Below are 25602 nucleotides of genomic sequence, written 5' to 3'. Positions count from 1 at the left end.
AAAAATTGATTGTCTCCAAACAATAAATGGCTATTTCGGCCGGTTTAGATCGTCGGGTCACTTTGGTATATCGCCACGCCCTGGTGCATCAGCTATGACACTGCCGGTTCACGTCCATCACGCGAGTCCGGAACACTTACGTGAGCGATGGCGACTGCTATTGCGGCACCGGCGACGGGCAGGACGAAAGCGAAATATAGGTTGGGAACGGACCACCCCCCATCCAGCAGCGCCCCGACTACAAGAGGTGAAACTACCGCTCCAATTCGGCCGGCACCTGCCGCAAAGCCGACGCCGGTCGTCCGAATTCCGGTCGGATAGATTGCCAGCGACAGCGCATACATGCCTGCTACGGATGAAGTGAGTACAGCGCCAAGCAGAATGCTGATTGCCATCACAACGCCGAGAGAGGTGGTCTGGGTGCCGAAGGCGAACATCAGCACACCACCGGCTACCAGGCTGGCGATGAGGAGAGGACGCAAGCCAAATCTGGCGGATAGCAAACTGAATAGCGCTGATCCGACAATGCCCCCAAGATTGAGCAACACACCACCGGTAACGCCTTGCTCCGCTGACATGCCGGCTTGCACCAGCAGCTTTGGTGTCCAGCTGGCGACGAAGTAGAAGCTTCCCAGGACAAAGAAGAAGGCGGCCCACAACGCCAGAGTCCGATGAAGCAACGGCGCCTTCATGAGCGCGGCAAGGCCACGGGATGGTTCAGCGGCCGCGGCTACGTTGGTCACCTCGGGAAGCGTGTCAATCGGTGGGCGCTTCATTCTGACAAGCGTCCGATTGATTGTTCGAAGCGCGCGGGCGGGACGCTTGGTGAGGAGGTAGTCTAGGGACTCGGGGAGCACGGCGAGTACCATTGGGATCGACAGGAGCGTAGCGACGCCGCCGAACGCGAAGACGCTGCGCCATCCCCAGATCGACATCAGGTAAGCGGCCATGGCGCCGCCTGCGGTAGCCCCCACGGCATAACCGGTGGCCTGAAAACTAATGGAAGCGCTGCGCCATTTGTTTGATGCGTATTCCCCAGCAATTACCGTGATACTGGGCACCATGCCTCCAATTCCAAGCCCCGTGTAGGCGCGTGCTGCAGCTAGCTGCAAGACGCCTTGCGTGACCGAGCTCGCAAGCATCCCGCTCCCGATCATGCACAGGCAGCACAGGATGACCTTGCGGCGGCCGATCCGATCGCCAATCGGAGCAATCAAGACTGATCCGACGCCAATTCCGACCAGTCCCGCGCTAAACAGCAAACCAAGCTCCTTGCCACTCAGTCCCCAACCGGCGGCGAGATGTGGAGCTGTGAATGCCATCGCCAGTACGTCAAATCCGTCCAGCATGTTCAAGATGATGCACACGATGACGGCCACTGTCTGAAGCCTGCTCATGGGCGACTCATCGATCAATTTCCGAATATTTGTGCTCACTCCACCACCCTCCTCAAGGTTGTATTGCCGGTTGATGTGGCCGATAGGCACTTCGCAAGTGCGGCAGCAGCCTTTATTGACATTCCTCGTCTTCTCCGAGGTGAGACTCAGCACATATAGAAGATGCGACCGGGCAGCTTCGCATTTGCGATTGGGGCTGGCCGCTGCAATGCTGGCGATCTTTTGTGGTTGGATTCCTGCGTTGGGCGACAAGCTGCCCTGCTCACGTCGATAGCGATCCAGACTCTGCGATTTGTGTGGCGCTCCACGATCGGCGAAACGCGGCTCTGTCGCAATATCGCGGAGTCGAAGACCGTAATTCGGAAATCGAATGATCCAGCTGCAAGCCAATTGCGGTGGGGAAGGTGGGCACACGAGATCGTTGCCAGGCTGAAGTTTTCGCCGGCTGTCGAGCGAGTTTTTGCCTTTTGGCAGGAGCACGTGGCGTGAGATCGGGGTTCCGGTTTTAATGTCTATGCGTGCAACTGCCGGATCGGGTCAAGGGCACGTTTTGCTGACGATCTTCGCGATGGGCTGCAATCTCGGACCTACGCAAGCAGCCCGCCGCATGGGCGAGCGGTTGAGAGTGTCCAGAGAACGTCCGTTATCGCTTGCAGAACGTCCAGTTGGACGCCTTGCCACGGGTCAGTGACCGTACCAGCGTCTGGCCAGCGCATTGCGGCAAGTCCCCGGCGCAGGTCATCGAGCGCAGCCTGCGAATATTCACCCGGAACGGCCGGACGCTTTCTGGCGCGACATCCAGTGCCGTTTGCAACGGTGCCGCAAGGGTGGAAGCGGTGAGGATCATGGCCAGCGTCGTCATGGCTGTGCCACCCAGCAGGAGCTTGCGGCGCAGCCGATCCGGCGTCTCGACAGTGTTGTGAAATGCGGTCATTTCTGGATCTCTCAAAGCAAGCGGATGCTGCGACTACCTTGCAGGCGTTATCAGTGGCGCCCCTTTGCGAACGATTCTGGTGTAGATGACTCGATCGAGGTATGGATCATGATGGGTTGTATGGAATAGATGGGAAGTCCGCCACGTCTGTTACGGTCGCTCCGATGTGGCGATCTCGGAGCGACGCGCCTTCGTTGTGATCAGGCGTCGGCGATCTGCTGACCGCGCGATCATCGAAATGCAGCACGTATTTCGTCCGCGGTCTGCTGCGGATGCTGCAAATGTGGGTAGTGCCCGGTCTCTGCAAGAAGCGTGAGCGGGGCATTGATCTTCCGTGCGAATTCGATGCCCATCTCCTTCTTGATGTAGATGTCCTGCTCTCCCCAGATCACCTTGACGGGCGTCTTCAGTCTGCCGATGTTGGCCTCGAACTCATGCTGGTCTCGGGTGAAATGCGAGTAGTAGTGATAGAACGCATCGGCGGATGTCAGCGGACCATTCTGCCAACCGCGTGCCATATCAGCCTTGTATTCGGCAGACAAGGCATAGCCCGATGACGGCGGAAGGCCCCGCGTAAAGGCGTTCTCCAGGATTTCATCCCGCGTCCTGTTGAAGGCTGCACGCACGCCCTCGGCCGATTCTGGATTCTTCAGGGCTTGCAGGCGCTCCTGCATATATTGCGGTCGGTTGAACGGCGCAAAGTCCCCCACGACGATGGTCTTTGCGATCGCGGGATCATCGATGGCTGCAAGCAACGCCGGCAGAGCGCCAATGTCTGTGGCGTAGATCACCAGATTCCGCTTGTCGATGCCAGCGTGTTCGATGTAGCCCTTCAGCACTTTCGCGTAGTCAGCAGGCGCATAGGCGAAGCTGTCGGAAGAAGGGCGCGACGATTCACCATATCCTGGCCAGTCGAACGCATGGACCTCATAGTCGGTTCCGAGTGCAGCAGCGATGCTGTCCCAAGCATGTAACGTCTCGGGAAAGCCATGCAGAAGCAGGACGGTCCCCTTCGGATTGTCATTGCGTACAACCATCCTCCTGAGTTGCATATCGGAGCTGATGTCCACATGGCCGATTTCGGGTGCCGGCCTCTTCACCGGCGCGGTTGACACGCATCCGGCTGTGAGCACCATGCCTAGGATGGCAGCCAATCCAAGCGCGCGGACGGACGGGCGGGTACGGCGATCTTGATGTTGTGCAGTCATAACTTTCACCTTTGAGGCGCTGAAGAGGCGCGGCAATCCACGGGATCCTGGCCGTGTTGTTGCATATGTATCATTAAAGGACATCGATGTTTCTTCTGTATAACGATGGATGAACAGAAGCGTATCGCTATGTATCCCGGTGCACGCTAGATACAGTGGCGCACAAGATGCCGGCCCGATGCCGCGGTAACGGGTCGCAAAGGGTAGTGGCACCTCGCGATGGCAAGTGGCTGCGTGCTTGATCTGCTCTAGACTTACTCGTACCCGAGAACAGAACGACTGTAGAAATGAGTGCCGAGACGCGGCGTTGTTGCACAAATCGATGTTGAAAACAAAGGCCGCCCTTTGCTGCTGAATTCAGGCGATGCGAACGGATTGCGGAGGAGCGTGGTCCACCATGCGATTGATACCTTTTCGAGTTCGCTCTCCGGTCCACGGTGCGCCCAGCGTCATGACGCGTGTGAAGGGTCCCGGTCCCTGGGTAGAGCAAACTGGCTGGCGAGGTCAACGGGCCGGTGCGCAGCGTGGAACTGGTGGCCGACTGGGACGCGATTTCCGGCGAACGACCGTAGCTCCGAAGGCCGTTTGCTCGTGCTGGCGCGCGAGGCGCTTGCAAGGTCAGGCGCTACGATCGATCGTCAAGCTCCCAAGCAAGGAAAACCTTATCCGGCAGCAACGAGGACGTCGGGATGGGGCTCGGTGACGGCCGTTCTCATTGTGACGAACTCTTCAGCCACTGTGGGGTGGATGCCAACGGTACTGTCGAACTGGGCCTTCGAGGCGCCCGCGCGCATCGCCACGGCGAACCCCTGTACCACCTCACCAGCTTCTTCTCCGACCATGTGCACTCCCAATACACGGTCGGTGTCGGCATCTACCACAAGCTTCATCAGCGTACGCGTCGCCCGTCCGCTCAAGGTATGTTTTAAGGCGCGGAATGTACTGCGGTAAATGGCTACCCTTTTGAAACGTGCTCTTGCCTGGGCCTCGCTCAAGCCCGCGGTCGCGATGCTCGGATGGGTAAACACCGCCGTCGGAACGTCGGCATAGTCCATGCGAAGCGTGCCGCTGCCGAACAACCTGTCCATGAGTACGGTGGCTTCCTGCAGAGCGACAGGGGTCAGCTGCACCCGGTTAATCACGTCACCCACAGCATAGACCGACGGAACACTCGTCTGAAAGCAGGAGTCGACCTCGATGGCACCGTCAGATGTCAGGGCGACACCGATCTCATCGAGTCCAAGTCCACTCGTGTTGGGCCTGCGGCCGGTCGCTCCCAGCACGGCGTCTGCCACAATCCGCTCGCCGTTACTCAGCGTGACGATGCGGAATCCGTCCTCTGCCTCTACCTGTTGTACGGTGGCGTTGAACCGAAACTCGATACCATCCGCTGCCATCTCTACCTGTAGGAACTCCCGGACGTCGTCGTCGAAGCCACTGAGCAGTCCCGCGCCACGGTGTACAAGAATCACCTCGGCACCTAGCGCTCGGTAAATCGTAGCGAATTCGCAAGCGATATAGCCGCCGCCGATCACCAGCAATCGTTGGGGCACTTTCGGAAGCTCGAACATCGCATCTGACGTCAGCACCAGTTCCCTGCCGGGGAAGTCGGGAAGACTCGCACTCGCGCCGGTCGCCACTAGCACATGCTCAGCCGTAATTCGTTGTGTTCCGATGACGACGGTTTGCGCATCGGCGAGCCGAGCACGGCCGCGGAGGACCTGGACGCCGCCGGTCGCAAGAATATGCTCATAGACCTTGTTGAGGCGATCAATCTCTCCGGCGCGCCGATGCTTGAGCCTAGCCCAATCGAGGCGATGTCCGGATGGCAGTGCCCAGCCAAAGCCGGATGCCTCCTCGAAGGCGTGCGCGTAACCCGCCGCATAGCTGTAAAGCTTCTTGGGAATGCAACCGGCATTGACACAGGTGCCGCCCATCGAGCCCTGCTCCACCAGCGCAACGCGTGCGCCGCGTTCCGCGGCCAGACGAGCAGCGCGCACGCCTCCACTGCCACCGCCGATCACCAGGATGTCGACATCGAAGTCTTGCGTGTTCTTCTTGATTCGGTTCTGCATAGGGAACTCCATGAGCCGGTCAAACCGGCAAGTCTCAGCGAATGAGTACGCGGGATAGACCGACTATCCTCGATTGCAGAGCCATCAGGCAATGTCGTGGAGGAAAAGACGCTGATTAGCGTTGTGAATGACAGCCGTGGCGCTGCCACTATTTGCTGAACAATGCCATGGTGACCCCGCGCAGCCAGCGGTTGCCGGGGTCACCATGCTGGCTACGATGCCAGTGTTGTTTCACGTCGTAGTGAGGGAAGTCAAAGGGAGGAGCAAGCAGACGCAACTCCGCATGATCGGCGTAGACCTCGCCGATCGACTGGCTTACGGTGGCAATCAGGTGCGTTGCGGCCACCACTTGCGGGATGCTGAGGAAGTGCGGACAGCATAGCTGCGCATTTCTCTGGATGCCGTTCTCTCTCAGATACCGCTCCACGAGATCATGAGTGCGGCTTTCGGACTGCACGACCGCGTGGGACGCTCGACAGTATCGCTCGCGAGTCAGGGTTCTGACAGCGAGTGGGTTGTTCCTTCCAGCAATGCAGACGAAGCCGTGAGTGAACAGCCGCTGCTGGTACATGTCCGTGCCGAAAAGGTCTGGCAAGTGGCCCATTGCAAGGTCTACTTCGCCGCGCTGCAGACCCTCGCCGAGTTCGCGCGGGCTCAGCGATACGGTCTTGACGCTTACCCGGGGAGCCACGCCAGCCAGATGCCGTAGCAGCCGCGGTAGGAACGTCAACTCACCAATGTCCGACATCGCAATAGTGAAGACGCGTTTGCTTAAAGACGGTTCGAACTGCGGTGTGACGAGGATACGCTCCCGTACCCCCGAGAGCATGTCCTGTATGACCGGTGCGATATCGACTGCCCTGGCTGATGGCTGCATGCCAGCGTGGGCCTTGACGAAAAGCACGTCTCCCACCTGCTCGCGCAAGCGCTTCAGAGCATGCGACAACGCCGGCTGGCTAAGCCCGAGCTCTTCCGCAGCCCTTCCCAGATGGCGGTGACGCCATAAGGCGTCGAAAATGCGCATCAGATTGAGGTCGAACTGGTCCATCTGCAGAATGAGCGATCCGTCGCTGAGTAGATGAGCGCCGGTGCGCGCGGAGCGGTATTGCCCGCCAGGCTCGCCACCGTGAAATCCTTACGATCGCGGTGCCTTCGGGATCTGTTCGAAGCTTAACATGCAGGTGGCTGCCGGGTAGCCTCGTCTCGTTCCTCGCGATTGGCGGACATGTGCATGTCATCTGCGCCTCCGACGCAATCGGGCGACGAGTGCCATTGGCGCACATATGCCGGCGCGGTGAACAGCCACGCTAGCCGATCGTAGTACTCCGATGGCGTTCGACCCGCAAAGACCGAATTGCGTACCAGGCGCTCGACGCCCCCGGCATGGTAGATCCGGTCCAGCATCAGAGATGAAATCTGAACGCGAGCCGACCGCACGATCCGTACATCCTGATACCTCTGAAACGCCTGTCCGCAGGCACCATCCGCGGCGTCCAGTTCTGTGGCGAGAGAGATCGCATCTTCGAGCGCCATGGCAGCACCCTGCGCAATGTATTGCACCATGGGGTGTGCAGCGTCGCCCAGCAAGGTCACACGTCCGGCGGTCCAGTTAGGGATTGGTGCGCGTTGACGGAGCACGTAGCGCTGGAACACCGGGGCCAGCGACAACACGCGCCTGGGCTCCGGGGCCCAATCCGCGAATGCGGCGGCGGCCTCCTCGGGTGACGCCTCGCCATCACGCATTTCCCCGTCGCCGGTCCTAACAGTCGCGCCGACATTGAACTGACTCCAGTCTCGGACCGGGTAGTAGATCAAATGCGCATCGGGTCCGGTCCACAAGGTGGGATAGGGATGCTGCAGTTCGCGCGGCATGTGGGATGCGGGCACCAGGGCGCGGTAGATCACGGCACCGATTGGCACTGAGTCGCCATCCCCGATCAGCTGCTGCCGGATCCTCGAGTGGACGCCGTCGGCACCAACAAGCGCGGATGCACGGAGCGTTGCACCGGCATCCGTGGTGATTGTGACGACATTCCCGTCCTGCTCGTACCTGATGATCTTGCTATCCGTCCTCAATTCGACGAGTGGATGCCGTTCGCACGCCTCCAGCAAAGCGCCGTGTACATCGGCGCGATGTGCTACTCCATAGGGGTTACCAAAGCGCTGCTGGAACTCGCTGCCGCAGGGTATGACACCGACAGACTCGCCGCTGATGCCGTCCATCATCAGCATCTGCTCGATCAACAGTGCCTGTCGTTTGATATCGGCCCCGACGCCAAGCGCATCCAGAACGGACAAAGCGTTTGGTGCAACCTGAAGCCCCGCGCCCACTTGGCCAAAGCGGGGCGCCTGTTCGCATACTAGGACCCGAAATCGCTTCTGTGCGAGCGCCAATGCGCATGCAAGGCCACCGATACCTCCACCGGAGACGATGATCGGCAACTCGTTTCTACTCATTTTCGTCATTGAAACTTCCTCCACCTCAGTGCAATCGACTTGCTAATGACCGCCACCCGTGCCGCCAGCCTGAGTCGACTAGCGACACGGTGGACTCAGGCTTCCAGGGGGCGGTAGGCAGCTGCGAACCGCTGGGCGTTGTCCGGAATGGCTTCTCGGTAGGCGGGTCGCTCCTTCGTCCGTGCAATCCAGTCCATCAATGCTGGCTTGGTGGACCAGAGACCCGACAGGTTGAGCTCCTCGAGCCGGTCGATGAACGGAGCGGCCGCAATGTCGGCCAATGAGTATTCGCGGCCGCCGAGCCATCGAGTCGCAGTGAGCTGGCTCTCCATGCGTTCCAGAGCACGACTCATATTCAGGCGTGCGACTTCGACCTTTTCTTCGTCGATCGGTGCGCGTGCTGCCCTGACAAGCTCTTCTGCGCGCGCCTTGTTGGGATGCGCGTCAACCATCGCAGCCAGCTCGGCATCCGAGCGCTGCGCCAGGTCGGGACTCATCATCAGTGCAAAAGTTGCTGGCCGGATCGCCGGGTGAAGCACGTCATCTTCATACTTCACCCAAAAGCGTGCACGCGCGCGTTCTACCGGATCAACCGGCATCAGGCGAACTTCGGGAAAGACTTCTTCCAGATATTCGTTGATGAGCGTGCTCTCGTGGATGGGAACGCCATCATGAACAAGCGTGGGCACCACGCCGTTTGGATTGAGGGCGAGATATTCCGGCGTGGTGTGTTCAAGCTTCATCAGGTCGACGAAGTTGCTTTCCCAGGGGAGGCCCTTCTCGGCGAGGCAAAGACGGACCTTGATTGAGCAAAACGAACGCCAATCGTGATACAGCGAGAGCATGTGAGTCTCCGTGTTCGGTTGAGGTGATTGGAGCGTACGTCCCGGCCAATCTTGCGGTCAATCCAAACGCCCGTGAAAGCGGTATCTGCTCGGAACTTTCAACGCCTCTTCGAGCGTGATTACGGCGTCGTTACTGGCTCGCAAGGCCATCATTCGACTTCTGAATAACGGTCTTTCCCATCGCGCCATTGCCGCAAGGCCGCATTTCATTGATCGTGCACCCCACGACGCTGCACAGTGCACAGAACGTCGGTCTACAACGGGGTTTATGAGAACTCTGGAGGATGGCCAAGTGAGCGCGGATATTTCGAAGAACGGTGTCTCTAACGCTCTACCCAGCCGCAGGTATGAACTATGGGCATCGCCTTCGCGGTCGGCATCGGCCGGGACGGTGGAATGCTGTCGCCGATAGTTGGTGGGATGTTGCTGGGCGCCGGATGGCACGGTCATGACCTGTACTTCCTCTTCCTTCTGCCCATGGCCGATGCCGCATTTGCAGTGATCCTCTTGCGCGAACGGCGCCTGACGCCGCGTGACCAGACGCGGTCCGATAGTTTCCTGAGAAGAACGAAATCACGAGGAGGCAGACCTATGAAGTTTAATGAACTGGCGCTGGCATGCGCCGCGACCTTGCCTGCGCTCGCCTGCGCGCAATCCGTAACGCTTTATGGCGTAGTCGATACGGGCGTCGAATACGTAAATCGCATCGGTGCCAGCAATAACAGCGTCGTCCGCATGAGTTCGCTGTCTGGCACCGTACCATCACGCTGGGGCTTGCGTACCACCGAAGATCTCGGCGGCGGACTGAAGGCAAACGCCGTGCTTGAATCCGGCTTCTCGCCCGACTCGGGAGTCAGCAACCAGGGAGGGCGCCTGTTCGGACGCCAAGCGTGGGTCGGCCTGTCGGGTAGCTGGGGACAGATATCGCTTGGTCGCCAGTACACCATGCTGTTTTGGTCGATGCTCGACTCGGACGTCCTCGGCCCGAATACATTCGGCTCCGGCTCACTCGATACCTACATTCCCAACGCACGCGCCGACAATGCAATTGCCTACAAGGGAAAGTTCGGAGCCCTGACAATTGGCGCGACATACAGCTTCGGCCGCGACGCAGTGAACGCAGGACCGAGCCCGGCGGGCACAAACTGTGCGGGTGAGAACCCGGCAGACCATTCGGCCTGCCGAGAGTGGTCGGCAATGGTGCAGTACGAGACCAGTCGATTCGGCGTGGCCGCGGCCTATGACGTCCTTCGTGGCGGATCGGGAGCATTCGCCGGACTGAACACCAGTGAGAAGTCCGACCAACGTTTGTCGCTCAGTGCGTATGCACTTTTGGACAAAACCAGGGTTGGTGTGGGCTGGCTGCGCCGCGACAATGAAGGCAGCCCCGCAGGGTTGAGCGACCTCTGGTACGCCGGCGCCTCCCATGACCTGACACCAGCCATCAATGTAGCCGGCCAGATTTACTACCTGCGCTATCACGGAAATGGCAACAGGGCGATGCTGTACGCGCTGCGCGGCACCTACAACTTTTCCAAACGCACATTGGTCTATGCCACGGCAGGTTACATCAACAACGATGGCCAGTTGGCGCTGTCCGTCAGCAGCGGATCGGCCGGGGCCAATCCGCTGCCGGGTGCCTCGCAACTCGGGGCGATGGTCGGCATCAAGCATGTCTTCTGAAAGCGGCATCTGTCCGCACCACTAGTCTCGCTCACAATATCCGCGCAGCGAGCGCGACGATCTGGAGTTCCACATGACACTCACTGTTCCTCCCATTCCCGCCGTCACGATTCCCGTGACTGGTAAAAATGGACTGTTTCCCGTCCGCCGGATCTACTGTGTTGGCCGCAACTACGCCGCGCATGTGCGCGAGATGGGCATGGACCCAAGCCGGGAAGCGCCGTTCTTCTTCTGCAAGCCTACGGATGCAATCGTGGTCGCCCCGGTGGGTGCCGGCGCGCAGATTGCCTATCCGCTCGCGACCGAGCAGTTCCATTTTGAGATCGAACTTGTAGCCGCAATTGGCCGCCCGGGGCGGAACGTATCCGTCGAACACGCCAATTCGCACATCTGGGGTTATGGGGTCGGCATCGACATGACACGTCGCGATCTGCAGATCGCGGCGCGCGACCGCGGCCGCCCTTGGGAGCCAGGCAAGGCCTTCGATCAGTCCGCGCCAGTTTCGCTGTTGCATCCCGCCAGCGAGGTCGGTCACCCAGCCGCCGGCGACATCTGGCTGCAGGTCAATGGCCAGGACCGCCAGCGCAGCAACCTGGACAAGCTGATCTGGTCGGTACCCGAGATCGTCGCCAATCTGTCGACGCTTTTCGAACTACAGCCCGGTGATCTTATTTTCACCGGCACGCCCGAAGGTGTCGGGCCGGTACACAGTGGTGAAGTCATGCTGGGCGGCATCACCGGGCTCACCGATATCGAGGTACGCGTTGCATAAAGACGGGTCGACCATGGATTTGTACAACTTCTTCAACAGCTCCGCGGCGTACCGGGTTCGCATTGCCATGGCGCTGAAGGGAATCCTCTGGAACCATATCGGCGTGAACCTGCGCGCCGGCGAGCAGAGCCGGCCTGCGTATCAGGCACACAACCCGAATCGGCTGGTGCCGACGCTGCTCGACGGCGGGCAAACCATCACGCAGTCCCTGGCGATCATCGACTATCTCGATCGCACTTGGCCAGTGCCGCGCTTGATTCCCGCTGAGGGGCCGGCGCGCATACGCGTAATGGAGATTGCACTGATGATCGCATGTGACATGCATCCGCTGAACAATATGCGCGTGCAGCAGTACCTGAGCGCCCGTGTGGGGATTGCCGATGCCGACAAGTCGGAATGGGTGGCGCATTGGCTCACCACTGGCTTCAGCGCGTTGGAACAATGGCTGCCTGCGGACGGCGGCTGGGGCGTTGGGGACGCACCCACGCTGGCCGACTGTTGCCTGGTGCCGCAAGTCGCCAACGCACTGCGTGCAGGGTTCAGCCTCGATCCTTTTCCATGTGTACGTCGTACCTACGAGCACTGCATGCGTCACGAGGCCTTCCGGGTGGCGGCGCCAAACGCGCAGCCCGACTACATCGCCACCCACTGATATCGACGCAGGAGACATTCGATCATGACAACTAACACCGCTACAGACGTGATGAGCCGGCGTGATGCGTTCTACCGCGAACTCCAGCCACATGCGATGGCCGCGCTCTGGACACGGCTGCGCAAGCTAATTCCTTCGGAACCTACGCCGGCTGGCGAGGCGCACTGCTGGTCCTATGGCACAACCCGCCCTTATCTAATGGAATCGGCGACGCTGATTTCAGCCGAGGAGGCCGAACGGCGTGTCCTGTTGATGGAGAATCCCGGCCTGCCGGGGAGTTCGCGCATCACCAACACGATGTATGCGGGCCTTCAACTGATCCTGCCGGGTGAGGTGGCTCCCGCGCACCGCCATACCCAATCGGCGCTGCGCTTCATCATCGAAGGTTCCGGCGCCTACACAGCCGTGGACGGCGAGAAGACATATATGGAGCCCGGCGATTTCGTCATCACACCGGCGTGGACCTGGCACCATCATGGCCACGATGGCGACACACCGATGGTATGGCTCGATGGCCTCGATATTCCCGTTGTGTCGTTCTTCAATGGTGGCTTCCGGGAGGAGTTCGAATCCGAGGCATCACCAGTCACGCGGCCAGTAGGCGATGCACTAGCGCGCTACGGGACCGGCCTGATGCCAGTGGGCCATCGATCCTCGACAATGAATTCTCCGGTCTTCAACTATCCCTACGCGCGTACGCGGGAGGCGCTGTTCGCGTTACCCCGTGCTGGCGCGCCAGATCCGCACACCGGCTACCTGATGCGCTACACCAACCCTGTGGACGGTGGCTGGGCAATGCCGACCATCGCCACGATGATCCGGCTGCTGCCATCTGGCTTTGCGACATTACCGTACCGCGCGACTGACAGCACCGTCTTTGTTTGTGTCGAAGGCGGGGGCCACGTAATGGTCAGTAATCGGCGGATCGACTTTGCACCGCACGATGTCTTCGTAGTACCGGGATGGTGCCGTTACACGCTGCACGCTAGCCAGGACCTCGTGCTGTTCGCGTATTCCGATCGCGTCGCGCAGGAAAAGCTCGGCCTGTTCCGCGAGCAGCGCTTCTGAAAAGGGAGAGAGAGGCGCCATGACCACCGTAGTTTCCTATGAGGACTTTGTCCACAGCATCGCCGCTGCCCTGCAGTTCATCAGTCATTATCACCCTCCCGACTATATCCGGCACCTCGCCAGGGCGTACGAAAGCGAGGCCAGCGAGCCGGCCAGGCAAGCGATTGCCCAGATCCTGATCAATTCACGGATGTGCGCGGAAGGCAGGCGCCCGATCTGCCAGGATACGGGCATCGTCAACGTCTTCATACAAGTGGGGATGGACGTTCGTCTCGAAGGATTCCCATCGAGCGTCGTTGATGCGGCCAATGCGGGAGTGCGGCGTGCCTACCGTGACCCGGACAATACGTTGCGTGCCAGCATCGTCGAGGATCCGCTGTTCTCGCGGCGCAATACTGGCGACAACACGCCCGCGGTGGTTCATGTCGAGCTTGTGCCGGGCAACACCGTGGTGATCGACGTGATGGCGAAGGGCGGCGGCAGTGAAAACAAGAGCAAGTTCGCGGTGCTGATGCCCAGTGATTCGGTTGCTGACTGGATCGTCAGCATAGTGCCGTCCATGGGCGCCGGCTGGTGCCCTCCAGGAATGCTCGGGATAGGAGTCGGCGGCACCGCGGAGAAAGCCATGCTACTCGCCAAGCAGAGCCTGACGACGCCGCTCGACATGCTCGACCTCAAGGCACGAGGCCCGCGGAACGCGCTGGAAGCGCTGCGCATCGAAATCCATGATCGCATCAATGCGCTCGGCATCGGGGCGCAGGGCCTCGGCGGCTTGACTACAGTGCTGGACGTCAAGATCGCCACGTATCCCACGCATGCCGCCAGCATGCCGGTCGCCGTTGTGCCAAACTGCGCGGCGACACGGCGTGCCCGCTTCGTACTCGATGGCAGCAGCCCAATGATGCTCCCAACACCGTCACCCGACCTGTGGCCGGATCTACCGATGCCGGACGGGACTGCGAGCCGCCGTGTTGATCTCGACACCCTTACTCGAGAGGAAGCCGCCACTTGGCGTGCCGGCGAGACGCTGCTGCTGTCGGGGCACATGCTGACCGGCCGCGATGCCGCGCATAAGCGCATTGACGAGATGCTCACGCGCGGCGAGCCATTGCCGGTGGATTTCCGTGATCGCATGATCTATTACGTCGGCCCCGTCGATCCGGTGCGCGGTGAGGTAGTGGGTCCATGCGGCCCGACGACATCAACACGAATGGATAAGTTTGCGGAGCGGATGCTTTCGTCGACTGGGCTGCTCGGCATGATCGGCAAGGCTGAGCGGGGGCCGGCTGCGATCGGAGCAATCAAGAAAAACGCCTGCGTATACCTGGCGGCGACCGGTGGCGCAGCATATCTGATTTCCAGGGCAGTGCGATCGGCTCGCGTCCTTGCTTTTGGAGATCTCGGTATGGAAGCCATCTACGAGTTCGATGTGGAAAATCTTCCCGTTGTCGTCGCGGTGGATGCCAGCGGCAATAGCATCCACGAAAGTGGCCCCCGAGCCTGGCGGATTGCGGCAGCGCGATAGTGACGCTAGCACAATGGATAACCCGTCGCGTGGTGCATGCGGTCACGTACGGGGCTGCGGCGCGACGACTTTGGTGGACTTAAGTCCGTGTGACCGATCGCATGCTTTGCCCATGTTGCGCATCTGGCTGATCAATCACATCTATGACACAGTAGCACTGGGAGTCTGTCGGACTTGAGCCCGAGCGAATCCGATGGATCGGTGCGACGCGTTTGTTGAGACCGCGTCGCGATGATCGAGCGCGCTCAGCGGTTGGCGAGTCTCCACGAGGGCGTATCGGGCCGCCTGAGGACTCGGTTTCGGCGTGACCGGGGCACACTTTCCCCTCACGCGGTGCGCAGCACATGCATGCGCTTGATGTTCCAGGCCATGGTCACCAAGCTCCATTCGCCTTGGGCGTGGGCCAGCCCGCGCATGCTCATCTGGCGCCAACCCATCATCCGCTTGATGATGCCGAACACCGGCTCCACCGTCTGCTTGCGCAAGCTGTAGAGGGCACGCCCGGCTTGTGTGCCCAGTCGGTGCGCCATCTGCACAACCGGGTCCGTGGTCTGGGGCGGCGGCACATCGGGGGCAAAGCGCTCCAACACGGGGGCATGATGCGACTCCCTCTTGAGCGCCAGCAGAGGATCGACCCCCACGTCGAGGCAAGCGATCACCTTGGCCTGAACGAAGAAGCCGTTGTCCGCGATCAGCGTGTGCACCTCGCCCAGCACCGCAGGCAACGCCACGATCTGCTCCAGTGTGGGCACGACTTCGCGCTTGTCGTTGCACGCCTGGCTCACGTGCTGTGTGACCACCATCATCGTCTCGGTGTCGACGCCGGCTTGCGCGTTGTAGCTTTGCTCGAAGCCCCCGCCCGAGACGGGCATGATGCCCGAATCTTCATCCGTGAGGTTCACCTGGTCACCGTCCTTGGGGCCGGCCTCTGGCGGCTCGGGATCCTTGCCGCGCGGCTTCTTGCCGGCATCCCTCTGAGACGTGCGCTTGGCCGTCTTGGCCTCGTACTCCTGCTGTTCGCGCTGATGACGCTCAGCGGCGCGCTGCTCGATCTTTGCCTTGGCCAGCGCCATCGCGCTCAAGCGATCTTCGCGTCGAGCGCTCTCCGCCGCGGGATGGCTGCACGGTCGCTGTTCTCGGCCAGCGCAAGCACCGCCTGCACTTCCTGTCGCAACTGCGCCTCGATCTTGTGGGCATGACCCCACGACAGCGCGCGGTGCTTGCTCGCGTTGGCGTCGATCTTGGTGCGCAATGTGCCCGAGCTTGAGCAGTTTCATCTCGCGCGCCAGCACCAGCACCTGCACGAACAGCAACTCCACTTCCTTCAGGAATCGACGTCGGAACGTCGCCAGCGTGTCGTGATCCGGGTGGGTGTTTGCTGCCACGTAGCGGAAAGCCACCGAGTCGAAGGTCGCGCGTTCGATCTTGCGGCTGGAGTGCATGCCGTTGGCATAGCCGTAGATCAGCAGGCCCAGCAACACTGCCGGATGGTGCGCCGCCGAGCCCCGGCCCGCATACTGGCGCGTCAGTTCGCTCAGATCAAGCTGCTCGATGACTTCGACCACGAAGCGCGCCAGGTGATCGCTCGGTAACCATTCGTCCACCTACGGCGGCAGCAGGTACGCAGTGTCTCGGTCAACGGGAACGAGGCGGCTCATCGGGGTCGTCTGTCGGTTGTGCTGCCACGATTATCTGGGAGGGCGTCATTGAGTGGAAGGCTGGAAAGCCCGACAGGCTCCTAGACTCCTCACACCGTCGCTCGCGTGGTCCGACTTCCGGAGTGCCCGCGCGTGATGGGCAAGGAAGTCGTTCCCATGACCCACAAGGTATTATTTTCTTCAGCCGTGGTAATCAATGAATGGCTGGATTACTTGCCTAGAATGGCCTTGTTGCGGGCGGCGATGATCTCGGCCGTTCGCTCTGTCGCGCCGTCCCCGAGTTCAAAACGAAGGTCCCGCAAGCCCAGTGTGCGCGGACCCACGCGCAGCCTGACCTGCTCGATCGGCTCGCCGGTGCTGTCCTCGACGAGGCGGATGGGCTTCTGGGCGCTGCACCATTCGTCGCCCCATTGCAGTAGCCCAACGATGATCGGGTAGTGCGCCTCTCCCTTTTCCGTCAGTCGGTACTCGGTACGCCGTTCGCTGCCCTCGGCCACCACGCGATCGGCACGGACAGCTTCGTTGTTGCCGGCGTGCTTTCGCAGGTCTCGGCCTCGCTTGGCGTATCGGTGGTGCTGGCCGGCCAGATGGTGACGCTGTATGCGATCAGCTATGCGCTGCTGTCGCCCATCATCGCTGCAGCGGCAGCGCATTGGCCGCGCAAGCAGTTGCTGCTCACGGGTCTCGCCGTGTTCGTGGTGGGCAACGTGGTGACCGCTGTGGCGCCGAACATCGAACTCGTGCTGGCCAGCCGACTCATTGCGGGCCTGGGCGCGGCCATGTTCAGCCCGACCGCGACGGCAACTGGCGCGTCGTTGGTGCCGCCCGAGCAGCGTGGGCGCGCGCTCGCCATCGTGATCGGCGGTCTGTCCAGTGCAACGGCGCTGGGCGCGCCGCTGGGCACCTTCATCGGCGGCGCGCTGGACTGGCGCGCGACGATGTGGTTCGTGGCCGCCGTCGGCACGCTGGCCGGACTGGGCGTAGCGTGGCGCTTGCCGGAGATCCCGACGCCGCCGGCCATCAGCCTGTCGCGCCGCCTTGCACCGCTGGCGGATACTCGCGTGCTGCTGACTCTGCTGACCACCTGGATGATCTATGCGGGCCTCTTCCTCGTCTACACCTACATCGGCCTGAGCTTCGACCGCGCCACCGGCGGAGACCCGCGCGTGCTGGCGGCCTTGCTGCTGCTGTGGGGCGTGGCGGCGACCGCCGGCAATTTCGCCGCCGGCCGCCTGACCGATCGCTACGGCAGCCGCCGCATCATCAACGCCGCCATTGCCGTACTGGTCATCGACTTCGCCCTGTTGCCGCTGACGTCGGCATCGCTGGTGACCGCGGTCCCAGCTCTGATCGTCTGGGGCGTGTGCGGCTGGGGCGTGCTGGTCCCGCAGCAGCACCGGCTCATCAGTATCACGCCGGCCGCGTCGCCGCTGCTGCTGGGGCTGAATTCGGCGGCGATCTACGTCGGCGTATCGATGTCAGGCGTCATTGGCGGCGCGGCCATCGCCTGGTTCGACCCTCATGCCCTCGGCCTCGTGGGTGCGGTCTTCTTGGCGATAGCGCTGTTCGTCGCCGAATGGGCGCGACAGCGGATCGTCCGGCCGGAAGTCCAACGGGCCGGCGTGGTCGGCGCAACATCCGATTCGGCGCGCTGAAGCTGAGGAGGGAACCCCGACAGGCGCACGGGCGTCATCGGATCGAATCACGGATGAATCAATCGATGGATTGGGCAGCAGAGCATGGCAGACAGACAGAACGGCCGGGCCGGCAGGCGGCGATGGCTATTGGCAGGTGGGGCACTGGTCGTGACGACCGGCACGCTGGTCGCAACGATGGCATTGAAGGACACGCGCGCGGCAACAGCCCCGGCGGCCGCCGCGCCCGAGGTCTTCGTGAAGACACTGGCGCCCGAGAACGTACGCGTCTGGGCCAACTTCTCCGGTCGCCTCAATGCGGTGGACGAGGCGCTGGTTCGGCCTGAAGTGGGCGGCAAGATCGTGGAAGTCCGTGTGCGCGACGGGCAAACGGTGAAGGCGGGCGATGTGATGTTCGTGATCGATCCGCGTCCCTATGGCGCAGCTGTGGCCCGTGCCCGCGCCGACCTGGCGTCGGCCCGTGCGCGCGCCGAGTTCGCGGCCGCCGAGCGTGAGCGCGCCAAGGGCCTGATCGACGCCGACGCGATCCCGCTGAGCCTGCACGACCAGCGCACCAACGAAGACCGCATGGCCAAGGCGGCCGTGCTGGCGGCCGAAGCCGCGTTGCGCCAGGCCGAGATCAATCTCGACTATGCCTACGTCAAGGCGCCGATCGCCGGCCGCATCAGCCGGGCGGAAGTCACCGTCGGCAACCTGGTCCAGCCCGGCGCGAATGCGCCCGTGCTGACCCGCATCGTGTCGAACGACGGCATCTATGCCGACTTCGATGTTGACGAACAGGCCTATGTCCAGTCGATTCACCGTTATGCCGAGACCCAAAAAAAGGAGCAGCACATCCCGGTGGAAATGCGTGTGCAGGGCGACACGGAGCGCATCTACCCAGGTGTGATCTACACGTTCGACAACAAGATCGACACCCGCAGCGGGACGATCCGCGCGCGGGCGAAGTTCGAGAACCGCGACGGGGCGCTCGTCCCCGGCATGTTCGTCTCGATCGGACTCTCCGACAGTGGCGACACATCCGCGCTGGTGGTGCCGGACGTGGCCGTCGGCAGCGACCAGAGCAAGAAGTTCGTGTACGTGGTTGGCCAGGACAACAAGGTGGCCTATCGGGTTTTTCTGGCTGCCGATAGTGACAGGGCGGGCTGGTCCGGCAAACAGCAACTGCGTTCACAGGTCGTTGGCTTTTGAGCAACGTAAGCGGCTGGCACCTCGCAATGCACCAAGGCACGTTGAACACAGGGCGCGTGGTTCGGGAGTAGCGCTTCGCGTCACACCTGGGTCCTGTGGATGTTTCAAAATGCGTGAGATCAATCAGCAGCGCGTGCGGTATTTCCGGGAAGTCCTAGTTCACGGCACCATCCGCGGAGCGGCGGACAGCCTCAATACCTCGCCCTCGGTGATTAGCCGGCAGATCCAAAGAGGCGTTCGGCTCGACCCTGTTCGAGCGAGAGCCGCGCGGCCTGCGGCCGACGGCGGCGGCAGCGCACCTGATTGAATCTTGGCGGGGCTACTGGTCGCACCAGGAGAGACTTGAAGACCAGCTGCGCGCGCTGGAGGGGCTGCAGCAAGGCGAGGTCCAGCTGGCCATGAGCGAGGGCTATGTGGATCCACTGGTCAATGAAGTCCTGGCGCCGTTCTGGGCGCAATACGCCGAGCTCGACTTCCGGCTGGAGATCCTGCCGGTGGATGACGTCCTGAACGGAGTTGCGGAAAGTCGTGCGCACATCGGCCTTGCCTACAATCCGCCGCCGCATCCGCGCATCAAGTATCATGCGCGCGCATCGCAGCCCGTGGTGCTGCTGCTCCGGCGTGACCACCCGCTGGCCTTGCGCGGCGGCCCGGCCAGCATCCGGAACTTGCAGTCGTACCCGCTCGCGATGATGCCCGCGTCGTTTGGCGTGGGGCACGCGCTGCAGATGCTGGAGTTTGCCGAGACCGTCAGCATCCGGCCAACGCTGGTGAGCAACTCCCTCACGGCGCTCAAGCAGTTCGTCGCCTACGAGAATTTCATGACGCTGATCGGCGAGTTCGCCGCGTATCGGGAGATCGCGGCCGGCACGCTCGCGGAGGATGACGATGTTTTCTGGCGAGGGGAAATGACTGGAACTTCGCCGGACTGCGCGGCAGGTCGGGCGCAATCTGGCCGCCACAGCCAGTCCGACTGGCCACGCCGTTGGGGGCGACGCTGCACATCCCATGGTGCAGTACATTGCACAGGGTGCTGCCATGGCGCTCGAAGAACCGATCTCCCTCGCCACAGAGTTGGACGCCGCAGATGGTGCGTGCGCACAGGCGTTTCAGAGGTATCAGGACGTGCGGATTGTACGGTCGGCGCGCGTTCAGATTTCGTCGCTGATGCTGGATCGGATCTACCATGCTGGCGGCGTCGAGCGACTAGTACGCAATTCGGTCTTTGAGGGACGAACGCCCTCCGAATACTACGACCGGCTAGCATGGCTATTCACCGCGCCGGCATATGTGCGCCAGTGGCATTCGTTGCCCGATTTCGATATGGCCGCGGATGGCATGCACGTCGCCGCTGTCGCCGAGAAACGAGATGATACTGCCCAGCCGCGGCGTGTATGCTAAGCTCCGCACGGGTCCCGATGGCGATGCTACCATGAGGCCTTCACGGTAGCGCGCCTGGCGGACACTCCTGTTCCGCGCGCACCGGCGCGCAGTGGATCAGCGACGGATCGCTTCATTCTGCAGATGGATCAGTTCGACCTCAACCTAATGCGCATCTTCGACGCCTTGTGGCGTCACCGCCATCTGGGAAGGGCTGCGGAAGAGCTCGGGCTTAGCCAGCCGGCGTTGTCGCATGCTCTGAAGCGCTTGCGCGAGCAGGTGGGAGACGTGCTTTTCGTCAAGGCCCACGCTGGCATGCAGCCATCAGCCAGGGCAGTCGATATCGCACCGGTCATACAGGACATGCTCTCGGGGGTACGGGAGCGTATCCTCGTCACACCGCAGTTCGAACCGTCTTTAAGCAAACGCGTCTTCACTATTGCGATGTCGGACATTGGTGAGTTGACGTTCCTACCGCGGCTGCTACGGCATCTGGCTGGCGTGGCTCCCCGGGTAAGCGTCAAGACCGTATCGCTGAGCCCGCGCGAACTCGGCGAGGGTCTGCAGCGCGGCGAAGTAGACCTTGCAATGGGCCACTTGCCAGACCTTTTCGGCACGGACATGTACCAGCAGCGGCTGTTCACTCACGGCTTCGTCTGCATTGCTGGAAGGAACAACCCACTCGCTGTCAGAACCCTGACTCGCGAGCGATACTGTCGAGCGTCCCACGCGGTCGTGCAGTCCGAAAGCCGCACTCATGATCTCGTGGAGCGGTATCTGAGAGAGAACGGCATCCAGAGAAATGCGCAGCTATGCTGTCCGCACTTCCTCAGCATCCCGCAAGTGGTGGCCGCAACGCACCTGATTGCCACCGTAAGCCAGTCGATCGGCGAGGTCTACGCCGATCATGCGGAGTTGCGTCTGCTTGCTCCTCCCTTTGACTTCCCTCACTACGACGTGAAACAACACTGGCATCGTAGCCAGCATGGTGACCCCGGCAACCGCTGGCTGCGCGGGGTCACCATGGCATTGTTCAGCAAATAGTGGCAGCGCCACGGCTGTCATTCACAACGCTAATCAGCGTCTTTTCCTCCACGACATTGCCTGATGGCTCTGCAATCGAGGATAGTCGGTCTATCCTGCGTACTCATTCGCTGAGACTTGCCGGTTTGACCGGCTCATGGAGTTCCCTATGCAGAACCGAATCAAGAAGAACACGCAAGACTTCGATGTCGACATCCTGGTGATCGGCGGTGGCAGTGGAGGCGTGCGCGCTGCTCGTCTGGCCGCGGAACGCGGCGCACGCGTTGCGCTGGTGGAGCAGGGCGCCATGGGCGGCATCTGAGTCAATGCCGGATGCATTCCCAAGAAGCTTTACAGCTATGCGGCGAGCTACGCGCACGCCTTCGAGGAGGCGACCGGCTTTGGCTGGGCGGTGCCAAACGGTCAGCGCCTCGATTGGCCCACACTAAAGCATCGCCGAGCGGCAGAGATCGCTCGCCTCATTGAGGTCTACGAGCATATGCTTGCGACCGGCGGCGTCCAGGTTCTACGCGGCCGTGCTCGGCTGACCGATGCGCACACGGTCGTCATCGGCAATCATCAGATAACGGCAGAGCATATCTTGGTTGCGACCGGCGCGAGTGCTAGCCTTCCCGACATGCCGGGCCGGGAACTGGTGATGACATCCGATGCCATGTTCGATCTTCCACAAGTGCCCGGATGATTGCTGGTGGTTGGCGGTGGATCGCTTGCGAGTTCGCCGCGATCTACAGGGCGCTCGGCGCCGAGGTAATCCTGGTGTACCGTGGAGCGGGACTGCTAAGCGGCTACGACGACGTCCGGGAGTTCCTGCAAGGAAAGATGGAAGCGGATGGTATCGAGTTTCGGTTCAACGCTACCGTTCGGAAGGTACAGACTGTGGCCGGCCATCGCATCGTCACGTTGAGTGACGGCGAGCGTATTGTGGCAGATGCCGTTCTGTGCGCGACCGGCCGTTGGCCGAACACGAGTGGACTTGGACTGGAAGAGATCGGCGTTGCCCTAACATCAGACGGTGCCATTGCGGTCGATGCCCGGTTTCAGACGAGCGTGCCGTCGGTCTATGCCGTGGGCGACGTGATCGACGCATACAACTCACACCCGTCGCGCTGCGGGAAGCGACGGTGCTCATGGACTGGTTGTTCGCTAGAGCGGCACCCTTCGCATCGACTACTCCGCCATTCCGACGGCCGTATTCACTCATCCGAACACTGCGACCGCAGGGCTGAGCGAGACACAAGCGCGCACGATTCAAAAGGGGTAGCAATCTACCGCAGTACCTTTCGCGCGCTGAAGCATATCTTGAGTGGGAGGGCAACACGTACGCTGATGAAGCTTGTGGTCGACGCCGACACCGACTGCGTAGTCGGGGTACTCATGGTCGGTGAGGAAGCAGGCGAGGTGGTCCACGGCAGCCGAGGAGTTCGTCACAATGAGAACCGCCATCACCGAGCCCGATTACGATGTACCCGCAGAGGTCTGCAGGCCAGCCTCGAGTCCGATGGTCGATGGCGATGCCAAACCGACGTCGGAACGCCAGACGCAATCTTTTGCACGCTAATGCATCGGGATTAGCCCCTGGACGGGGGCTTCCGAACGGTAGAGGCCTTGCCAGGAGGAAGCGAGCGATTCAGACGACCCCCCTTATCGAAATGTGCGCCTAAGCAGGCAGGCGGCCCGAGTTGGTCGGCGCTGCCGGCGACCGAGATGCGTCCGTCGCCATGCCAGCGTTTTCAACGGGCAGCTCTAACAGGCCGGTGCGGAGCATGAAAGCCATCGAAGCGACGGATGGGGCGCAATGCCTTAGTTTGTCGCAGAGTTCGAGCCGCTTCAGAACATCGCGCGGCCCTGGTCGGTAAGCTGTCCGCGACTAGTGCTGCCAATCAGTCCTTGAGCGCGAGCGAAGCTTCTGGGGCGCGGCGGAAGCTGATTGCCAGGCGATTGAACGCATTCATCAGGCTGATGGCCATTGTCAGATCGGCCAGTTCCTTTTCGCTGAAGACTGCCGCGGCTGCTTCGAACGCGTCGTCCGGAACATGCGTATCGGCAACACGAGTCACTGACTCCGCCCAGGCAAGGGCGGCCTTCTCCCGGTCACTGAACAGCGTGCCGGCTTCATGCCAGGCTTGCACCAGTGCGAGCTTCTCGAGCTTGACGCCCTTCTTGACAAGATCACGGGTGTGCATGTCCAGGCAATATGCGCATCCGTTGATCTGGCTAACGCGCAGATATACCAACTCGACCAATACATCGTCGAGTCCCGACTGCATGATGTAACCATAGACACTGCCAAAGGCCTTTACGCCAGCAGGGGATGCTTTCGTGTAATCCAGTCTCATTTCAAACTCCTACTTGTCATTGCTAGTCAGTTCCTGATCGTTGGAATTGACGACGAAAATGGCCAGAAGCGTGGCTGGTTGCGTCCGGCTCGCGTTGCGACTGACCAGGTGACGGGACCCAGGCTCCTCGTAGAAGCCTTCACCCGCTTTGTAGATGCGTTCCTTTCGGCTTAACCGTCTTGGAGAGCCCGTGCGCAACGGCGATGCCTGCGGAGGCGATTCCGATCGCTGCCAGTGAGAGCAAAGGAATGCGCTTGTTTTCATAACGGATCTCCTTGGTGAGGCCATATGAGTCCCTCCGGCAAGCCTAGGCGTGGGACCGAAGCTTCGCTAGCAGCATTGCCATCTGGCGCGCCACTTGTTGGCCGCGCTCATTCTGGCAACGCCAGTCGTCACGATAACAACTGTGCCTATGGCGCCGACCAATCGGAGCCGTCTCTAGATCTACTTCATCGCTGTTCATACTACGAACAATGAAGTCGTAGTAAAGATAATCGATCTAAGGTGAAAGTGCAAGCCGCAGGCAGGAAGCGCACGAATTGGCACAAACAATGTCGCACCTTGCGTGCAGCCGTGGGTTACCGTTGAGCTGATCAGGTCGCTACGCCAGCTAAGGATTTGCGCGTCACGCGAAACCAAACATTGAGTTAGGAGCATGAAAGCATGTCGAAACGTATTGTTGTTATCGGTGCCGGCTTTGCCGGCATGTGGAGCGCTTTGGCCTCGGCTCGCCTTCTGGATGAAGTGGGGCGCACTGACGTGGAGATCGCGCTTATCGCGCCGGCGGCAGAACTGCACCTCCGCCCGCGGCTCTACGAGAAAAATCCAGGCGGTATGAAGGCGCCACTGCAGGAGATCTTTAAGGCTGTTGGCGTCAAATTCATTTAAGGCGTGGTGGAGCATATTGATGTGGCAAGCCAGGAAGTGGAATTTTTGGGGGTGGGTGCCGATACGTCGCGCAGCAAGCTTGGCTATGACCGCCTGGTCCTCGCCGCTGGCAGCCGGCTGTTCCGGCCGCAGATCCCGGGGCTCGATCCGTATGCGTTCGATGTGGACCAGGTCGCGAGTGCTGCGGAGCTTGACGCGCATCTCTCCAACTTGGCCAACCGCCCCGAAAGCACGGCGCGCAACACGTTAGTGGTAGCCGGTGCCGGCTTCACCGGTATCGAAACTGCTGCGGAAATGCCGGCCCGTCTGCGCGAGGTGCTCGGCGCAGACGCCGCCGTGAACGTCATCATGGTCGAGCGCAACACCGATATTGGTCCCGATCTTGGTGCCGGTCCACGCCCCGTGATCACGCAGGCTCTGTCTGAACTCGGTGTGACATGGAAGCTCGGATCTGGTGTCGCAGCTGTCGATGCGAACGGCGTTACGCTTGAGAACGGCGAGCGCATTGAGACTAATACCGTTATTTGGACCGGGCGTGCACGAGCCAGTGCCCTAACATCGCAGATTCCGGCGGAACGCGACGACTTTGGTCGACTTCATGTCGATCGAAACCTCAAGGTCAAGGGTGTCGATACCGTCTATGCAACCGGTGACGTTGCCTGTGCGGCCACCGATGATGAGGGAAACCGCACTTTGATGTCTTGCCAGCACGCGATGAGACTGGGTCGGACAGCAGGACATAACGCGGCGGCGGACCTGCTAGGAGCGACGCCGATTCCTTCCAGCCAGAAGAGGTATGTCACTTGCCTGGATCTCGGGCCGTGGGGGGGTGCC

At 61.3% G+C, this 25602-nt stretch carries 20 protein-coding genes and 4 pseudogenes; 13 read left to right on the top strand and 11 right to left on the bottom strand.

Annotated features, from left to right (window positions below):
• Nucleotides 1–92: 92 nt before the first annotated feature.
• The 7 genes from CupriaWKF_RS31555 to CupriaWKF_RS31525 form a co-directional block, all read right to left on the bottom strand.
• On the bottom strand, nt 93–1649 hold the full coding sequence (locus CupriaWKF_RS31555) for an MFS transporter (RefSeq protein ID WP_276103996.1): 1557 nt from the start codon (nt 1647–1649) through the stop codon (nt 93–95).
• A gap of 391 nt (nt 1650–2040) precedes the next feature.
• Nucleotides 2041–2331 (bottom strand): hypothetical protein, encoded by a 291-nt coding sequence (locus CupriaWKF_RS31550; protein WP_276103995.1) that lies wholly within the window; start codon nt 2329–2331, stop codon nt 2041–2043.
• Nucleotides 2332–2561: 230 nt separating this feature from the next.
• The gene (locus CupriaWKF_RS31545; protein ID WP_276103994.1) at nt 2562–3539 is read right to left on the bottom strand and encodes an alpha/beta hydrolase; all 978 of its coding nucleotides are present in this window, start codon (nt 3537–3539) and stop codon (nt 2562–2564) included.
• 662 nt (nt 3540–4201) lie between these two features.
• On the bottom strand, nt 4202–5614 hold the full coding sequence (gene gorA, locus CupriaWKF_RS31540) for a glutathione-disulfide reductase (protein ID WP_276103992.1): 1413 nt from the start codon (nt 5612–5614) through the stop codon (nt 4202–4204).
• Nucleotides 5615–5762: 148 nt separating this feature from the next.
• Nucleotides 5763–6662, bottom strand: a complete 900-nt coding sequence (locus tag CupriaWKF_RS31535; protein ID WP_276103983.1) for a LysR family transcriptional regulator — start codon at nt 6660–6662, stop codon at nt 5763–5765.
• A gap of 122 nt (nt 6663–6784) precedes the next feature.
• Complete coding sequence (locus tag CupriaWKF_RS31530) at nt 6785–8080, bottom strand: FAD-dependent monooxygenase (protein WP_276103991.1); 1296 nt, start codon at nt 8078–8080, stop codon at nt 6785–6787.
• Nucleotides 8081–8166: 86 nt separating this feature from the next.
• On the bottom strand, nt 8167–8916 hold the full coding sequence (locus tag CupriaWKF_RS31525) for a glutathione S-transferase family protein (RefSeq protein ID WP_276103990.1): 750 nt from the start codon (nt 8914–8916) through the stop codon (nt 8167–8169).
• Nucleotides 8917–9507: 591 nt separating this feature from the next.
• On the opposite strand from CupriaWKF_RS31525, the gene CupriaWKF_RS31520 reads away from it, so the two are divergent.
• From CupriaWKF_RS31520 to CupriaWKF_RS31500, 5 genes are all read left to right on the top strand, one after another.
• A complete protein-coding gene (locus CupriaWKF_RS31520; RefSeq protein WP_276104134.1) occupies nt 9508–10599 on the top strand; it encodes a porin in 1092 nt (363 codons plus the stop codon).
• Between the two features lie 73 nt (nt 10600–10672).
• Nucleotides 10673–11371, top strand: a complete 699-nt coding sequence (locus CupriaWKF_RS31515) for a fumarylacetoacetate hydrolase family protein (RefSeq protein WP_276103989.1) — start codon at nt 10673–10675, stop codon at nt 11369–11371.
• A gap of 13 nt (nt 11372–11384) precedes the next feature.
• The gene (gene maiA / locus CupriaWKF_RS31510; protein WP_276103988.1) at nt 11385–12023 is read left to right on the top strand and encodes a maleylacetoacetate isomerase; all 639 of its coding nucleotides are present in this window, start codon (nt 11385–11387) and stop codon (nt 12021–12023) included.
• Between the two features lie 24 nt (nt 12024–12047).
• On the top strand, nt 12048–13091 hold the full coding sequence (gtdA, locus tag CupriaWKF_RS31505; protein ID WP_346348645.1) for a gentisate 1,2-dioxygenase: 1044 nt from the start codon (nt 12048–12050) through the stop codon (nt 13089–13091).
• Nucleotides 13092–13110: 19 nt separating this feature from the next.
• The gene (locus tag CupriaWKF_RS31500) at nt 13111–14616 is read left to right on the top strand and encodes a fumarate hydratase (protein WP_276103987.1); all 1506 of its coding nucleotides are present in this window, start codon (nt 13111–13113) and stop codon (nt 14614–14616) included.
• Nucleotides 14617–14942: 326 nt separating this feature from the next.
• On the opposite strand, the pseudogene CupriaWKF_RS31495 reads toward CupriaWKF_RS31500, so the two are convergent.
• Both CupriaWKF_RS31495 and CupriaWKF_RS31490 read right to left on the bottom strand, forming a co-directional pair.
• Nucleotides 14943–16220: pseudogene (locus tag CupriaWKF_RS31495) on the bottom strand (IS1182 family transposase).
• Between the two features lie 263 nt (nt 16221–16483).
• On the bottom strand, nt 16484–16771 hold the full coding sequence (locus CupriaWKF_RS31490) for a winged helix-turn-helix transcriptional regulator (protein WP_276103986.1): 288 nt from the start codon (nt 16769–16771) through the stop codon (nt 16484–16486).
• 36 nt (nt 16772–16807) lie between these two features.
• Here CupriaWKF_RS31490 and CupriaWKF_RS31485 point away from each other — a divergent pair, with 36 nt between their 5' ends.
• The 7 genes and pseudogenes from CupriaWKF_RS31485 to CupriaWKF_RS31455 all read left to right on the top strand — a co-directional run bounded on the left by CupriaWKF_RS31485 (nt 16808) and on the right by CupriaWKF_RS31455 (nt 23116).
• Nucleotides 16808–17929 (top strand): MFS transporter, encoded by a 1122-nt coding sequence (locus tag CupriaWKF_RS31485; RefSeq protein WP_276103985.1) that lies wholly within the window; start codon nt 16808–16810, stop codon nt 17927–17929.
• 84 nt (nt 17930–18013) lie between these two features.
• Nucleotides 18014–19120 carry an efflux RND transporter periplasmic adaptor subunit gene (locus CupriaWKF_RS31480; RefSeq protein ID WP_276103984.1) on the top strand — a complete coding sequence of 369 codons (1107 nt, stop codon included), beginning with the start codon at nt 18014–18016 and terminating at the stop codon, nt 19118–19120.
• Between the two features lie 109 nt (nt 19121–19229).
• A pseudogene (locus CupriaWKF_RS31475) lies at nt 19230–19995 on the top strand (LysR family transcriptional regulator); the annotation flags it as partial.
• Nucleotides 19996–20644: 649 nt separating this feature from the next.
• Nucleotides 20645–21544, top strand: a complete 900-nt coding sequence (locus CupriaWKF_RS31470) for a LysR family transcriptional regulator (RefSeq protein ID WP_276103983.1) — start codon at nt 20645–20647, stop codon at nt 21542–21544.
• Nucleotides 21545–21692: 148 nt separating this feature from the next.
• Nucleotides 21693–21845, top strand: a complete 153-nt coding sequence (locus tag CupriaWKF_RS31465) for an FAD-dependent oxidoreductase (protein WP_276103982.1) — start codon at nt 21693–21695, stop codon at nt 21843–21845.
• Between the two features lie 15 nt (nt 21846–21860).
• Nucleotides 21861–22226 carry an FAD-dependent oxidoreductase gene (locus tag CupriaWKF_RS31460; protein ID WP_276104132.1) on the top strand — a complete coding sequence of 122 codons (366 nt, stop codon included), beginning with the start codon at nt 21861–21863 and terminating at the stop codon, nt 22224–22226.
• Nucleotides 22223–23116, top strand: coding sequence for an FAD-dependent oxidoreductase (locus CupriaWKF_RS31455; protein WP_276103981.1), 894 nt, complete (start codon nt 22223–22225; stop codon nt 23114–23116). The genes CupriaWKF_RS31460 and CupriaWKF_RS31455 overlap by 4 nt, the downstream gene beginning before the upstream one ends.
• 308 nt (nt 23117–23424) lie before the next feature.
• On the opposite strand, the gene CupriaWKF_RS31450 is transcribed toward CupriaWKF_RS31455, so the two are convergent.
• Together CupriaWKF_RS31450 and CupriaWKF_RS31445 are read right to left on the bottom strand one after the other, a co-directional pair.
• Nucleotides 23425–23880, bottom strand: coding sequence for a carboxymuconolactone decarboxylase family protein (locus CupriaWKF_RS31450; protein ID WP_276103980.1), 456 nt, complete (start codon nt 23878–23880; stop codon nt 23425–23427).
• Nucleotides 23881–23889: 9 nt separating this feature from the next.
• A pseudogene (locus CupriaWKF_RS31445) lies at nt 23890–24042 on the bottom strand (cupin domain-containing protein); the annotation flags it as partial.
• A gap of 501 nt (nt 24043–24543) precedes the next feature.
• On the opposite strand from CupriaWKF_RS31445, the pseudogene CupriaWKF_RS31440 reads away from it, so the two are divergent.
• Nucleotides 24544–25596 (top strand): annotated as a pseudogene (locus tag CupriaWKF_RS31440) (FAD-dependent oxidoreductase); the annotation flags it as partial.
• Nucleotides 25597–25602 lie beyond the last annotated feature (6 nt).

Source organism: Cupriavidus sp. WKF15, from assembly GCF_029278605.1.
Lineage (GTDB): Bacteria > Pseudomonadota > Gammaproteobacteria > Burkholderiales > Burkholderiaceae > Cupriavidus.
Note: the sequence above shows the minus strand (reverse complement) of the source record. Positions and strands in the feature narration are given on the sequence as shown.

Coding starts and splice junctions, on each gene's coding strand:
- gtdA (WP_346348645.1), top strand. CDS start 12,048: ATGACAACTAACACCGCTACAGACGTGATGAGCCGGCGTGATGCGTTC.
- CupriaWKF_RS31470 (WP_276103983.1), top strand. CDS start 20,645: ATGGATCAGTTCGACCTCAACCTAATGCGCATCTTCGACGCCTTGTGG.
- CupriaWKF_RS31530 (WP_276103991.1), bottom strand. CDS start 8,080: ATGACGAAAATGAGTAGAAACGAGTTGCCGATCATCGTCTCCGGTGGA.
- CupriaWKF_RS31545 (WP_276103994.1), bottom strand. CDS start 3,539: ATGACTGCACAACATCAAGATCGCCGTACCCGCCCGTCCGTCCGCGCG.
- CupriaWKF_RS31450 (WP_276103980.1), bottom strand. CDS start 23,880: ATGAGACTGGATTACACGAAAGCATCCCCTGCTGGCGTAAAGGCCTTT.
- CupriaWKF_RS31455 (WP_276103981.1), top strand. CDS start 22,223: ATGATTGCTGGTGGTTGGCGGTGGATCGCTTGCGAGTTCGCCGCGATC.
- CupriaWKF_RS31535 (WP_276103983.1), bottom strand. CDS start 6,662: ATGGACCAGTTCGACCTCAATCTGATGCGCATTTTCGACGCCTTATGG.
- CupriaWKF_RS31520 (WP_276104134.1), top strand. CDS start 9,508: ATGAAGTTTAATGAACTGGCGCTGGCATGCGCCGCGACCTTGCCTGCG.
- CupriaWKF_RS31480 (WP_276103984.1), top strand. CDS start 18,014: ATGGCAGACAGACAGAACGGCCGGGCCGGCAGGCGGCGATGGCTATTG.
- CupriaWKF_RS31515 (WP_276103989.1), top strand. CDS start 10,673: ATGACACTCACTGTTCCTCCCATTCCCGCCGTCACGATTCCCGTGACT.
- CupriaWKF_RS31465 (WP_276103982.1), top strand. CDS start 21,693: ATGCAGAACCGAATCAAGAAGAACACGCAAGACTTCGATGTCGACATC.
- gorA (WP_276103992.1), bottom strand. CDS start 5,614: ATGCAGAACCGAATCAAGAAGAACACGCAAGACTTCGATGTCGACATC.
- CupriaWKF_RS31550 (WP_276103995.1), bottom strand. CDS start 2,331: ATGACCGCATTTCACAACACTGTCGAGACGCCGGATCGGCTGCGCCGC.
- CupriaWKF_RS31500 (WP_276103987.1), top strand. CDS start 13,111: ATGACCACCGTAGTTTCCTATGAGGACTTTGTCCACAGCATCGCCGCT.
- CupriaWKF_RS31525 (WP_276103990.1), bottom strand. CDS start 8,916: ATGCTCTCGCTGTATCACGATTGGCGTTCGTTTTGCTCAATCAAGGTC.
- maiA (WP_276103988.1), top strand. CDS start 11,385: ATGGATTTGTACAACTTCTTCAACAGCTCCGCGGCGTACCGGGTTCGC.